The sequence below is a fragment of the Streptomyces sp. CC228A genome, from assembly GCF_021390935.1.
Taxonomy (GTDB): Bacteria; Actinomycetota; Actinomycetes; order Streptomycetales; family Streptomycetaceae; genus Streptomyces.
The window spans coordinates 337,294-349,980 of sequence record NZ_JAJPUI010000005.1; the positions used below are offsets into that span (position 1 = coordinate 337,294).

A 12,687-nucleotide genomic window follows, 5' to 3' on the forward strand; every position below is an offset into this window, starting at 1 on the left:
CCGCCGCTTCGGGCGGTCCCCGCGCCGCCCTCGTCCGCCGCTTCGCACTGCCGCCCCCGGGCGCGGCCGCCGCGCGCCGGGGCCCAAGGCCGTTCCGCCTCGGTGACGCGCGCTCGGCGGTCCGCCGTCACCTGCGGTTGTACAGCCGCATCGTCACCGCGCCGAAGACCGCGACGAGCAGCGCCGACCAACCGAGGGTCCACGCGATGTCCACCCCGGGCCGGCCGCCCGCCATCAGCTCCCGCACGGCCGCCGCCAGGTGCGTCACCGGGTTGTTGTGGACGAACGCCTGGAGCCAGCCCGGCATGGTGCTCGGGTCGACGAACACGTTGCTGAGGAACGTCAGCGGGAAGATCACCATCATGCTGACGCCCATCACGGACTTCTCGCTGCGCAGCAGCAGCCCGAACATCGTCCACACCCAGGAGAAGGCGAAGGAGAACACCATCAGCAGCGCCACCCCGGCCAGCACCCCGGACGGGCCGCCCTGCGGCCGGTAGCCGATGAGCAGGCCCACCGACAGCATCACGGCGGAGGCGATGAGGTAGCGGACGACGTCGCCGAGCAGGTAGCCGACCATGGGGGCCGGGCGCCACACGGGCAGGGTCCGGAAGCGGTCGAAGACGCCCTTCTGGATGTCGGTGTTCACGGCGACCCCGGTGTACATCGTGATCATCACGACGCTCATCGCGAGGATGCCGGGCAGCAGGAACTGGACGTAGTCCGACACCGACCCGGCCAGCGCGCCCCCGAACAGGTACGTGTACAGCAGCACCATCATGATCGGGAACGCGGTCACGTCGAAGAGCTGCTCCGGCACGTGCTTGATCTTCAGCATGGCCCGCCAGCCGAAGGTGAGGGACGCGGACAGCGCCGAGGGGCGCGGCGGCCTGCGGTCGGCCCCCTGCACGAGGAGGTCGGCGAGGTCGTCGGCGCGGGGGGCGGTGGCGGTCCGCTCGCCGGTGGTGGTCATGGTGCGTCGTCCTTCCGCGGCTCGGCTTCCTTGCCCGTGAGCGCGAGGAACACCTCGTCGAGGCTGGGCTGGCCCAGCGCGAAGGTGTCCACGGTGATGCCCTGCCCGGCCAGTGCCGCCAGCGCCCGCGCGGCCTGCTCGGCGGCGCCGAGCTCCGTGCGGTGCCCGTCGACGGTGGCGGTGAGGGCGACCGGGTCCGCCTCCCGCTGCACGGTCGCCCCGAGGGCGGCCGCGAGGGCCCGCTCGGCGTCGGGGCGCTGCTCGGCGTGGCGCAGCCGCACGTGCACGGAGCCCGCGCCCACGGACGCCTTCAGCTCGCCCTTCGTGCCCTCCGCGATGACCCGGCCGTGGTCGATGACCGCGATCCGGGAGGCGAGCTGGTCGGCCTCGTCCAGGTACTGCGTGGTGAGGAGCACGGTGGTGCCCTGGCCGACGACGGTCCGCACGATGTCCCACACCTGGTTGCGGGAGCGCGGGTCGAGCCCGGTGGTCGGCTCGTCGAGGAACAGCAGGTCGGGGGTGTTCACGATGGACGCCGCAATGTCGATGCGGCGCCGCATGCCGCCCGAGTACTGCTTCACCTGGCGGCCCGCCGCCTCGGACAGGCCGAACGCCTCCAGCAGCTGGGCGGCCCGGTCGCGGGCGGCGGGCCGGGAGTGGCCCAGCAGCCGGGCGAGCAGCACGAGGTTCTCGGTGCCGGTCAGGTCCTCGTCCACGGACGCGTACTGGCCGGTGAGGCTGACCCGGCTGCGCACCTCGTCGGCGTCCCGGACCACGTCGCGGTCGAAGACGCGGGCCTCGCCGCCGTCCGGCCGCAGCAGCGTGGCGAGGACCCTCACGGCGGTGGTCTTGCCCGCACCGTTGGGGCCGAGCACGCCGTAGACGGTGCCGGCCGGCACCCTCAGGTCGACCCCGTCGAGCGCCCTGGTGGATCCGAACACCTTCACGAGACCGCTGGTCTCGACAGCGAAACCGGCCATGGTCCTCAGTCTGCGACCGGAGCGGGCACCGCGCCACCGCGTCTCCGCGCGCACAGCGGGCCCCGCGGCGCCCGCTGCTCGCGACTCGTGCGGGTGAGCGTGGCCCGCGATCCGGCGCTACCCGCGCCTGTGAGCGTGGCCCGCGGTCCGGCGCCACCCGTGCCTGTGAGCTGGCCCGCGGTCCGGCGCTACTCGTGCGTGTAGAAGAGGTAGAACGCCGCGAGCCCGACGGCCGCGCCCACACCGAGGCCGAGCCCGGCACTGGCGACCACGCTGCCGCCTGACAGGCTGAACAGCCACCCGATGCCGGCGCCGGCCAGCGCCCGTACGCCGCGCCCCGCAGCTCGCGCGGCAGCGCCCGCCGGTACCGCCCGAGCGCGAAGCTCAGCACGCCGAAGACCAGCCCGCTGACGAGGCCGTACGCCACGTCGCCCCAGTCCGTGGGACCGGCGCCGCGGTGCAGGAACCCGGCGTACAGGCCGTAGAAGAACCCCAGCGTGGCGGGCAGCGCCCACTGCAGGGTGTTGCGGCCCTCGGTGAGGCGCCTCGCACGGCGGTGCCGCGCGGGTGCCGCGTGTGCGCCCATGGCGGAGCTCCTTCCCACGGCGTCCCCGTCCCCATCCCAGGGCACACCCGCGCGCCGCGCCCGGCAACTCGGGCGGCCCCGCCGCGCCCCGGAGGTCCCCGGAGCCGCAGCTTCCGCGACCGCCACTACGATGCGCACGGACCGATCAGCACAGCGCCATCCCCCCTGCCAGTCAAGGACGTTCGGCATGCGCAACTTCTCCGGAAGAGGGCTACGCCCCGATGCTCTCGGCACCCTCGACACGACCGTGATGGCGGTCGCCGGCACCGCGCCCGCCTACTCGCTCGCCGCCACGACCGCCGTCCTGGTGGGCGCCGTCGGCCTGGCCGCGCCGGCCGCGCTGCTGTACTGCGCGCTGCCCATGCTGGGGATCGTCGTGGCGTACGGCAGGCTGGGCCGGATCGACGTGAACGCGGGCGCCGCCTACTCCTGGGTGGGCCGCACCCTCCACCCGTGCCTGGGGTTCCTGTCGGGGTGGGCGCTGGTGGTGTCGGCGACGCTGTTCATGGTGGCCGGGGCGCTGCCCGCGGGCGCCCTGACGCTCGCGCTGTACGACCCGGCGCTGGCCGACAGCACGGCGCTCTCCACGGCGGTCGGCGCGGGCTGGTTCCTGCTGGTGCTGCTGGTCGTGCTGGGCGGCGCACGGCTCAGCGCGCGGGCCCAACTCCTCGTGACGGGAGTCGAGTTGCTGCTCCTGCTGCTGTTCCTGGTGGGCGCGGTCGTGCACCAGGGCGCGGCGGCCGCCTTCGACTGGTCGTGGTTCGGGTTCGGCCACTTCGACGGGGCCTCGGGATTCGCGTCGGGCGCGCTCGTCGCCGCCTTCTGCTACTGGGGCTGGGACGTGACCGGGAACCTCAGCGAGGAGACCCGGGACAGCCGCCGCACCCCCGGGTGCGCGGCGCTGCTGGGGGTCGCGCTGGTCTTCCTGCTGTTCGAGGCGTACGCGGTCGCCGTGAACGTGGTCCTGGGCAGCGAGCGGGCCGCGGCCTCGGGCGGGATGGGCACGCTGGTGCTGCTGGGCGACGCCGTCTGGCCGGGCGGCGGCGGGCGGCTGCTGGTCGTGGCGGTGGTGCTGTCGACGGTGGCGACGCTGCAGACGACCCTGCTCCAGGTGACGCGGTCGCTGTTCGCGATGGGCCGGGACCGGACGGTGCCGGCCGCGCTCGGGGCCGTGCACCGGAGGTGGAACACCCCGTGGATGGCCGTCTGCACGGTCGGGGCGGTGGCGCTGGCGCTGTTCGTGGCGGCGAACGCGCTGGGGTCGGTGCGGGACATCCTGGAGAGCGCGGTCCGCGCGATCGGCCTGCAGATCGCCTTCTACTACGGCCTGGCCGGGGTGGCCGCCGTCGTGGCGTACCGGCGCGTGCTGCTGTCGTCGGTGCGGGAGTTCCTGCTGGGCGGGGTGTGGCCGCTGGCCGGCGCGGGTTTCATGCTGTGGGTCTTCTTCGCGTCGCTGGCGGAGCTGCCGGCCGCGTCGGTCGCGATCGGGCTGGGCGGGCTGGCCGCAGGTCTCGTTCCGATGACGTGGTACTGGCGGCGGGGCAGTTCGTACTACCGTCCGGCGAAGCTGGACGCGGTGCGGGCACTGGCGGAGACGGAAGGGCGGCCGTGGGAGCACGGCGCACCGCGGCAGCGGCGGCACGGGCAGGACGACACCGCGCCGCTGGCGACCGACTTCTGACCGCGTGTCCGGTCCCCGGGCCGGTGCACGGCACCTGACGGCGCCGCCGGCGCCCCGGGACGGCCCACCGCCCCCGGACCGCCGGCCGGCCCCGGGCCCGGCGGCGGCCGGCGACCGTCCACCGGGCGGGCACCGGGCGCGACCACGCGCCGCCTGTGACCACGCGAGCGACCACGCGACGGGGGAGAGGCAATGGCGGCACGCCATCGCGCCGGGCACGGCGGGACGGGCGGCGACGGCGGCCCGGAAGGCGCCGGGGACGGCGGCCGCGGCGGCCTTCCCGGCCTGCCGGGGCGGCTCGTCGGCCGGTCCCGCAAGCCGGGGCGGCACAGCCGCCAGGGGCGGCGGGACGAGCGCTTCGTCCCCGACTTCGACCGGGACTGCGGGGACAGCGCCCTCACGGACGTGCGGCACGACATCGTTATCGGCCGCTGGCAGGGCCTGCGGGACCTGCTGGCCGCGACCGGCGCCCACTGGCCGCTGCGCACCCACCGCGTGCGGCTGCTCGCGCACGCCGCGGCGGGCTGCTCGATCGTGGAGGCGTGGCGGGCGGCCGAGCCGGAGAATCCCGACGCGGCGGTGCTGAGGGCCGCGACCGAGGTCGTCCGGGCCTTCGACGCGGCCATCTCGGCGGGGCGGGGCGCCGCGCCGGACCGGCAGCGGCTGGACTCCACGGTCCTGGCGTGCCTGACGGCGGCGGACGCCCGGCCCGCCGACCCGATGCCGTGGGTGTCGCTGCTGACGGTGGCCCGGCTGTACGACGGCGGGGTGGGGCGGGCGGAGCTGCGCCGCTGGTGGGACGAGCTGCGGCGGCGCGACCCGCACAACACCGAGGGGCACGTGCAGATGCTGCGCTACTGGTCGGCGCGGTGGCACGGCACGCACGGCTCGATGTACGACTTCGCGCGGGACGCGGCGGGCGCGGCGCCGCCCGGGTCGCCGCTGCCGGTGCTGGTGCAGGTCGCGCGGGTGGAGGAGTACCGGTACGTACGGGACGGGGTGCTGGGCACGGGCCGCGGTCCGGGGTCCGTGCGCGGCTTCGACCAGCACTGGAAGCACGAGCTCGCGGTGACGGAGGTGCGGCGCACCGCGGACCGCTGGCTGGGCGGCAGGCCGCCGGGGCCGGTCCGCCCGGAGGAGGTGGAGCCCCTCAACTACCTGGCCCACGCCGCCTGCCACGCGGACCTGCCGGACGTGGCGGACGAGGTGTTCGGCCTGCTGGGGACGCGGGCGTCCCGCGTCCCCTGGTCGTACACGGGCGACCCCGCGGAGCAGTTCACGAGGTGGCGCGCACAGGCCCGCGCCACCTCGTGAGACCAGGGGCGCCGCTGGGGAGCGGCGGCGCCCCGGGCGCTGCGCGCGGCCCGGGACGCCTGCGACATGCAGGACATGCGGTGTGTACGGGTGTACGGGTGTACGGGGAGGCACCGGCCGTCCGCGCCGCCCGGGGCGGCTCAGACGCCGATGTTCCGCCCGTCCTTGCGGTACACGGCGACGACGGACGGGCGGACGATCCGGCCCGGGCCGTCGGGCCACACCGACTTCGGGTTCTCGACGCTGGCGCCGTCGACCTCGCCCGGGTGCTGCACGGCGACCAGGACGCGGCGGTCCTGGATGACCGGGCCGCAGGTCTCGGCGCCGACGGGCACGGTGAGGAACTGCTTCAGCTCACCGCGCCGCTCGCCGTGCGTGGCCACGCCGAACAGTCCGTCGTGGGATCCCAGCGCGTTGCCGTCGGTGGAGATCCACAGGTTGCCGTGCGGGTCGAAGGCGACGTTGTCGGGGCAGGAGATCGGCGACACCTTGTCCTTCGGGTAGCCCGCGAAGTACGTCGCCGGGTCCTCCGGGTCGCCGGCGACGAGGAACAGCCGCCAGGCGAAGCCGTCGGACGACGGGTCGTCCCAGTGCTCGGCCAGCTCCAGCACGTGGCCGTGCTTGTTCCGGTTGCGGGGGTTGGCCTCGTCGGCGCCCGGGTTGCCGTCCGTGCCGCGGCGGGAGTTGTTGGTGAGCGCGACGTACACGCGGCCGGAGCGGGGCGAGGGCTCGACGTCCTCGGGGCGGTCCATCTTCGTGGCGCCGACCTTGTCACCGGCCAGGCGCGTGAAGACGTAGACCTCCTCGGCGGTCATGCCCGGCACGTGCGAGACGTCACCGGTGGCGAGCGGGATCCACACGCCGGAGCCGTCGAACTCGCCGTCGTTCGGGAGCTTGCCCGAGCCGTCGATCTCGGCGGCCGGGGAGTCGCCGGTGAGCTTGGCGACGTAGAGGGTGCCCTCGTCGAGGAGGGTCAGGTTGTGCGCGCGGGCGGCCCGCGAGTCGCCCTTCTTCATCCGCTTGCTGGAAACGAACTTGTACAGGTAGTCGAACCGCTCGTCGTCGCCCATGTAGACGACGGGGCGGCCGTCGGCGGTGAGGCGGGGCTGCGCGGCCTCGTGCTTGAAGCGGCCGAGCGCGGTGCGCTTGCGGGGAGTGGAGTGCGGGTCGTACGGGTCGAGCTCGACGACCCAGCCGAAGCGGTGCGGCTCGTTCGGCTCCTGTGCCGCGTCGAACCGCTTGTCGAACCGCTCCCACTTGCGCCCGGTGGCGCCGGAGCGGATGCCGTAGCGCTTGTCGGTGGCGGACGAGCCGTTGGCGAAGTACTGGTTGAAGTTCTCCTCGCCGGACAGGACCGTGCCCCACGGGGTGGTGCCGCCGGCGCAGTTGTTGAGGGTGCCGAGCACCTTCCGGCCGGTCGGGTCGGCGGACGTCTTCAGCAGGTCGCCGCCGGCGGCCGGGCCGGTGAGCTCGAAGACGCTGGTGGCGGTGAGGCGGCGGTTCAGCCAGTGCCGGGTGACGGGCGTCAGCTTGCCGCTGCGGCGCTCCTCCTGCACGACGACGACGGACATGCCGTGGGCGGCCCAGGCGATCTCGACCTGCTCGCGGGTCGGGTTCTCCGGGTCGTAGCCGCGGAACATGAGCGTCTCGTCGCTGTACTCGTGGTTCGCGACGAGGACCTGGCGGCCGTACTCGCGGCGCAGCGGCAGCAGCGACAGGAAGTCGTTGTTGTAACCGAACTGCATGGCCTGCGCCTTGGCGGTCTGCTTCTCCGCGTCGAACGCGGGCGCGCCGCGCAGGACGGGGTCGCCCCAGCGGATGACCACGTTCTGCGTGTAGCCGGCGGCGACGGTGACCCGGTCGGCGGTGTTGGGCGCGACGGGCGTGAAGCGCAGGCCCCGCGCGCCGTCGGCCCGGCCGGGCTTCCAGCCGCCCGGGCCCCAGCCCTCGGCCGGGGCGGCGTGCGCCTCCGACGCGGGGGCGACGACGGCGGCGCCCGCCGCGGCCGTCACGGTGACGGCGGCGGCCGCACGCATCATGGAGCGGCGGGAGAGGGCGCCGGCTATGACGTCGCCGGCGTATTCGTTGTCGCTGGTGTTCGGCACGTCCTGGAAGCACGCGTCACCGCAGCGGTAGCGGCAGGTGAGGGCGGAACGACCGCCCGCGTGCGAGGGGGTGGTGAACAGCGGCAGCAGCTTGCGCACGTGGTCCTCCTTCGGCGCGCCCCGCGCCGACATCGTGTCGGAATACCTTCCGGCCGGACGTTAGGCGCGCCGCCGTGCGGATCGAGGGCCGCTGAATGAACGTCATATGAACCCCGTGCGTCCAGCGCGGAGTCGGGCCCGCGGAAAGGCGGTCTTGACATGGAAGACGGACCCATTCCACTTCCGCTCGGGGCGGCTAACCTTACGTGTCCCGTCTGGCCGGGGAAGATTTCTCGTAAATTCCCAGCAGTGCGGACATATACGGCACCCAGATATGCGAAAGGCCATGGCCCATGGGCATTCGGAGCTTGCTGCGCAAGGTGTTCGGACGCGACCGCGTGGAGCGTGACGACTCGGCCGCCACCCCCTCCGTCCCGCCCCAGGCGGAACGCACGGACACCACGGCGGACCGGTCGGACCGCTCGGCCGAACCGGCGGCCACGGTGCCGGTGCCGTCGGGCCCGTCCCCGGCCGAGCACACGGAGTCGGCGTCCGTGCCGTCGCCGGGCGAACCGGCCCCCGGGCCGACCGCGGCCGATCTCGTCGCGGCGTCCTTCGACCAGCCGAGGCCCCGCCGTACGACCGTGCCCCCGGCCCGCGAGGCGGAAGGCCCGGCCCCGGAGCCCAAGACCGAGCCCGCCGACCGGGAGGCCGCGGCGGAGGCGGCTGTCACCGCCGCACCGACGGAGGCACCCGGGGCAGCCGAGGCCCGTGACGCGGCAGAGGCGTCCGAGGCGCGCGAGGCGTCCAAGGTCGCCGAGGCGTCCGAGGTACGGGAAGCACCTGAGGCCGCCGAGACGCGTGAGGTGGCCGAGGACGCCGAGGGCGCCGCCCAGGAGACCGCGCCTCCGGCAGCCGAGCCCACCGCCCGGCAGGAGGCCGCGGCGGCCGAAGCGACTGCGGCGACCGAGCCGGAGGCAGCCGCCGAGGCGGCCACCGCAGCGGACGCGACCGCAGAAGCAGCCGGGGCCACCGCGGCGGAGGACCAGGGGGCGGAGCCCGCCGCGCAGGAGCCCTCGGCTCAGGCGCTTCCCGAGGAGCCCGCCGCGCAGGAGCCGGCCCCGCAGCAGGAGGCCGCGCAGCCGGCGCCCCCGCCGCCGAGCCGGAGCCCGAGCCGGCCCCGCAGCCCGCGTCCGCCCGGCCCGCGTCCGCCCAGGCCGCCGCCGCAGGCAAGCCCGCCGTCAGTGCCGCGCGCGTCAGGTCGCGGGTGGCGGAGGGACCGGTGCGGGACCACGTCACCGAGGCGTACAAGGCGGCCGGCGCCGCCCTGCGCAAGCGCGGCCTCACCGGGGCGCGGGCCACCGTGTACCTGGTCCTCGACCGCTCGGCCTCCATGCGGCCGTACTACAAGGACGGCAGCGCCCAGCACCTCGCCGAGCGGGCCCTCGCGCTCGCCGCGCACCTGGACGAGGCCGCGACCGTGCCCGTCGTCTTCTTCTCCACCGAGGTCGACGGCACGGGCGAGGTCAGCCTCGACGACATCGCCGGGCGGATCGAGGAACTCCACGACGGTCTCGGCCGCATGGGCCGCACCTACTACGACCAGGCCATCGCCGAGGTGCTCGCGCACCACGAGAAGGCCGGCCCGGACCGCCCCGCGCTCGTCCTGTTCCAGACCGACGGCGCACCCGAGTCCAGGACGGCCGCCACCCAGGCGCTCGCGGACGCCGAGGCCACCGGCCGTCCGGTGTTCTGGCAGTTCGTCGCCTTCGGCGAGGAGGACCACAAGGCGTTCGACTACCTCCGCAGGCTCAGCGCCGACAACGCCGGTTTCTTCCACGCCGGCCCGGCCCCGCGCGAGGTCCCGCCGGCCCGCTTCTACCGGGAGGTCCTCGCCTCCTGGCCCGGCACCGCGGACGCCTCCGCCTGACACACGACGAGCGGGGCCGGGCCGTGGTACGCACGGCCCGGCCCCGTTGTCACGTCGCGTGCAGGGGGTTGCCCGGGGCGGGGCGGTACCCACACGTACCGGAGTAGTGCTCAGTGAGTACCACTCCATGTCGCCGGCTCTGTCGTGTGCGGTCGGGCCCCGGCCAACGGGTGACTCAGCCGGCCAGGGCGGCCGCAGGTGTGCTCGCCTACTGGGCGGGCTGCCCGGAGCCGGGGCACGTGGAGCCGTCGGGCCCCTGGTGGATGGTGGTGGGCTGGCCGGACGCCGAGCCGACGATCGCACCGCACGAAGGGCAGTTGCCCGCGGTGCGAGCAGGGTCGAGCCTCCTGCTGGGGTTACATGACGTGCACATATCAGTCCTCCCGGTGGGTGTGGTGCTGATCTGTGGTGCGTGGTGCGCTCCCTGGCGGGCGAAGCGGCCCCCGGGGAGGTTCAGAAGGCGACAGGCAGGCTGAAAGGCGTACCACTGATGCCTTGACCCGAGCGCGCCGCGTGGTGGAACAGGCAGAAGCCCTTGGCACCGCTGTGGAAGACGACGCCGAAGCCGGGGTTCTGGGCGGTCTCGGCGTATGGGTACACCTCCGCAATCTCCTCACACCCCGCGTTGTTCAGTGCGGCGGCCAGGTACGCCTGTGCGCGCTGGGGTGTGACGGCGCCACCGTCGAACACATCGGGGTAGGGGACGTGGGCAGGCGGTTCGCCGAGGACAGGGACATCTTCGTCCTCCGACTTCACGCCGGGAGGGAGCGCGCCGGTCGTGCCGAGCCACACCTGGGACCCGTTGGTGAAGACGATGCGCATCCCGAGGGTGTGGTCACCTCGGTCCCACGGCTCCACAGCCTGGACCTCGGGAGCTTTGGCGAGTGCTTCGCAGGCGAACTGGTGGAACCTCTGGGGGCGCATTTGTGATCATTTCCTCTCGTCGCAGCCCGGCCAGTCTATGAAGCGTCCCACGAGCGCAAGGGGCGAGCAGACCACACACGATCCGTTGCACGGGGGCGTCCTCGCCGCGGTCGGCGCCGATGACCCACTCCGCCTCGCGGATGACGCTGCGTACGGTCACGGCGCGCCCTCCTCGACGCAGCCGCGGCAGGCGCGGGGCGCCCACACGACCCGCACGCCGGGCGCGGGCCGGTGGCGCAGCCACCCCAGCGACACCGCGGCTCCCGGCGCGAGCGGCGCGCCGCAGAACGCGCAGTCCAGGCCGTACCGCTGGAGTGCGGTGAGCGCCCCGTACGCGGGAAGCGCCCCCGCGGCCGCGGTCACCGGCTGCTCCTCGCGGTGTGGCAGCGCACGCAGACCCGCAGCGGAAAGCGCCGCGGCAGCGGCCGGGCGGTGGCGGCAGTCAGCTCGACGGCGCAGTCCGCGCACTGTCGGCCGCGGCGCTGCCGCTCGGTGAGCTGCGGCGGCCCGGCGAGCGCGGGCGCGGCGAGCCACGTCGGGGCGGACCCACGGGCGGCGGGACGCTCATCGGGCCCCCACCTCCCGCACGCGCCGGCACACCGGGCAGGCACACGGCGGGAACGCGGTGCCGACGGGCGGCAGCGGCTCCTCGTCCACGGGGATCACGCGCTTCTCGCGGATCACGCGGGTGGTGCCGTCGCGGCGGACGGCATACACCTTGATCGTCATCGACATGCCAACTCCAGCTTGGGTCTCGCGCCACGCCCGGTGATGAGGGTGACGTCCATGCCGCTGAAGCTATGACTCCGCCTAGTTGTGTCACAGACACGTTCCGTAGTCTTTGGTGGGCGCCGCGGATCCAAGGGTCACGGAACGTGCCCCCTACGCGACGCCGAAGAAGCCGGCCAGCTCACGCTGCTGCCGCGTGAGGCTCCGCCCGGACGACCGCAGCGCCTCCTGGAAGACGCTCTCCGCCATCTGCTGGTGCCGGAGCCACTCGGGGGCCTCGTCGTGGATCTGCGCCAGCACGTCGGTGGCCTGCTTTCCCTGTCCCAGCATCGCGTGGGCCTGGGCCACATCGAGCCTGTGCCGCTGCAGGGTGTTGGATGTCATGGTGACGGGCGCGGCAGCGAGCCGGGTCGACAGGCCGAGCACGCGGTCGGGCCTGCGGCCCACGGCGTGGTTCTCGACCGCCTGGAGTGCGACGGTGGACCAGTTGAACTTGCCCCAGCCGTATGGGTGCGCGGCCGTGCCGCCGCCGAGGGCCGCGCCCGCGGTACGCGCCAGACGCAGCATCTCCCGTGCCTCGTCCGGGCGGTTGTTCCGAGCGGCCGCGGACGACCCGCGGACCAGTAGCCGTCCCCAGACCCCCAGCTCCACGCGGGTCGCACGGGAGATACGCGGCTCGATGTCGTCGGCGGTGGCGATGGCGAGCTGCTCGGTCTCGTCCAGGCGCCCCTGCCGGATCAGCGTCCAGCCCTGCAGGTAGACCGCTGACGCCGCCGCCGTACGGTCGGCCGCGGCCACGGCGTCCGTCACCGCGTCGCGCAGGGCGATGTGGGCGAGATCGTAGGCCCTCACCTGCGTGAGGTACCGACCGGCCATCTGCAGGACGTCGGCCCTGATCCGCAGTGCCTCCGTGTGCTGGGGGCCGCCGTCGAAGTGGTCGACCGCGGTGCGGGCGGAGCGCACCAGGGCGGGCAGCAGCCCGGCCAGCGCCGCGTAGTCGTCGCTGTAGTACGACGAGGCGAGAGCAGTGGCGGTACGCCGCAGGCCGTGCAGGTCCGGCTCCGGTTCGACGGTGTCGCCGGACACGAGCCGCCCGGTCACGGTCATCGGTGGGGCGATGGCCTGGCGGAGCGGCATCAGATCGAGTTTGTCGCGGTCGTCGCGCCGCGTGGCGTGGGGACCGGAGGGATCGAAGAGCGCGGACGTCCGCACACCGAGCGCTCGCGCGAGGGCGTGGTAGGTCTCCAGTCGTGCGGATCCGCCACGCTCGATCTTCTTCACGACACCGAGGCTGAGCCCAGCACGCTCGGCCAGCCCTTCCTGCGTCAGGCCTTTGCTCAGTCGGACGTCCCGGAGTCGACCTCCGGGGAGGGACGGCGATGTCTCAGTGCGGCCGGGCATACGGACTCCGTTCTGACCTGGACAC

10 protein-coding genes are annotated in these 12,687 nt (G+C 74.3%); 3 read left to right on the forward strand and 7 right to left on the reverse strand.

Annotated features, from left to right (window positions below; translation table 11 throughout):
• Window positions 1–127 precede the first annotated feature (127 nt).
• Together L6E17_RS17030 and L6E17_RS17035 are read right to left on the reverse strand one after the other, a co-directional pair.
• Window positions 128–973 carry an ABC transporter permease gene (locus tag L6E17_RS17030; protein WP_236241596.1) on the reverse strand — a complete coding sequence of 282 codons (846 nt, stop codon included), beginning with the start codon at window positions 971–973 and terminating at the stop codon, window positions 128–130.
• Window positions 970–1,953, reverse strand: coding sequence for an ATP-binding cassette domain-containing protein (locus L6E17_RS17035; protein WP_236241597.1), 984 nt, complete (start codon window positions 1,951–1,953; stop codon window positions 970–972). The genes L6E17_RS17030 and L6E17_RS17035 overlap by 4 nt, the downstream gene beginning before the upstream one ends.
• A 773-nt stretch (window positions 1,954–2,726) precedes the next feature.
• Between L6E17_RS17035 and L6E17_RS17040 the strand changes: the two genes are divergently transcribed.
• Together L6E17_RS17040 and L6E17_RS17045 are read left to right on the forward strand one after the other, a co-directional pair.
• On the forward strand, window positions 2,727–4,220 hold the full coding sequence (locus L6E17_RS17040) for an APC family permease (protein ID WP_236241598.1): 1,494 nt from the start codon (window positions 2,727–2,729) through the stop codon (window positions 4,218–4,220).
• Window positions 4,221–4,412: 192 nt separating this feature from the next.
• Window positions 4,413–5,534, forward strand: coding sequence for a hypothetical protein (locus tag L6E17_RS17045; RefSeq protein WP_236241599.1), 1,122 nt, complete (start codon window positions 4,413–4,415; stop codon window positions 5,532–5,534).
• A 140-nt stretch (window positions 5,535–5,674) separates the two neighbouring features.
• Here the strand turns inward: L6E17_RS17045 and L6E17_RS17050 are convergent, their stop codons facing one another.
• On the reverse strand, window positions 5,675–7,738 hold the full coding sequence (locus tag L6E17_RS17050) for a PhoX family phosphatase (protein ID WP_236241600.1): 2,064 nt from the start codon (window positions 7,736–7,738) through the stop codon (window positions 5,675–5,677).
• 1,222 nt (window positions 7,739–8,960) lie between these two features.
• On the opposite strand from L6E17_RS17050, the gene L6E17_RS31000 reads away from it, so the two are divergent.
• On the forward strand, window positions 8,961–9,608 hold the full coding sequence (locus tag L6E17_RS31000) for a VWA domain-containing protein (RefSeq protein ID WP_308315889.1): 648 nt from the start codon (window positions 8,961–8,963) through the stop codon (window positions 9,606–9,608).
• 453 nt (window positions 9,609–10,061) lie between these two features.
• Here the strand turns inward: L6E17_RS31000 and L6E17_RS17060 are convergent, their stop codons facing one another.
• The 4 genes from L6E17_RS17060 to L6E17_RS17075 all read right to left on the reverse strand — a co-directional run bounded on the left by L6E17_RS17060 (window position 10,062) and on the right by L6E17_RS17075 (window position 12,662).
• Window positions 10,062–10,532: a hypothetical protein gene (locus L6E17_RS17060; RefSeq protein WP_236241601.1), complete on the reverse strand. Its 471-nt coding sequence runs from the start codon at window positions 10,530–10,532 to the stop codon at window positions 10,062–10,064.
• Between the two features lie 156 nt (window positions 10,533–10,688).
• Window positions 10,689–10,895, reverse strand: coding sequence for a hypothetical protein (locus L6E17_RS17065; protein ID WP_236241602.1), 207 nt, complete (start codon window positions 10,893–10,895; stop codon window positions 10,689–10,691).
• A 201-nt stretch (window positions 10,896–11,096) separates the two neighbouring features.
• Window positions 11,097–11,267, reverse strand: coding sequence for a hypothetical protein (locus tag L6E17_RS17070; protein ID WP_236241603.1), 171 nt, complete (start codon window positions 11,265–11,267; stop codon window positions 11,097–11,099).
• Window positions 11,268–11,414: 147 nt separating this feature from the next.
• Window positions 11,415–12,662, reverse strand: a complete 1,248-nt coding sequence (locus L6E17_RS17075; protein ID WP_236241604.1) for a helix-turn-helix domain-containing protein — start codon at window positions 12,660–12,662, stop codon at window positions 11,415–11,417.
• Window positions 12,663–12,687: the final 25 nt, after the last annotated feature.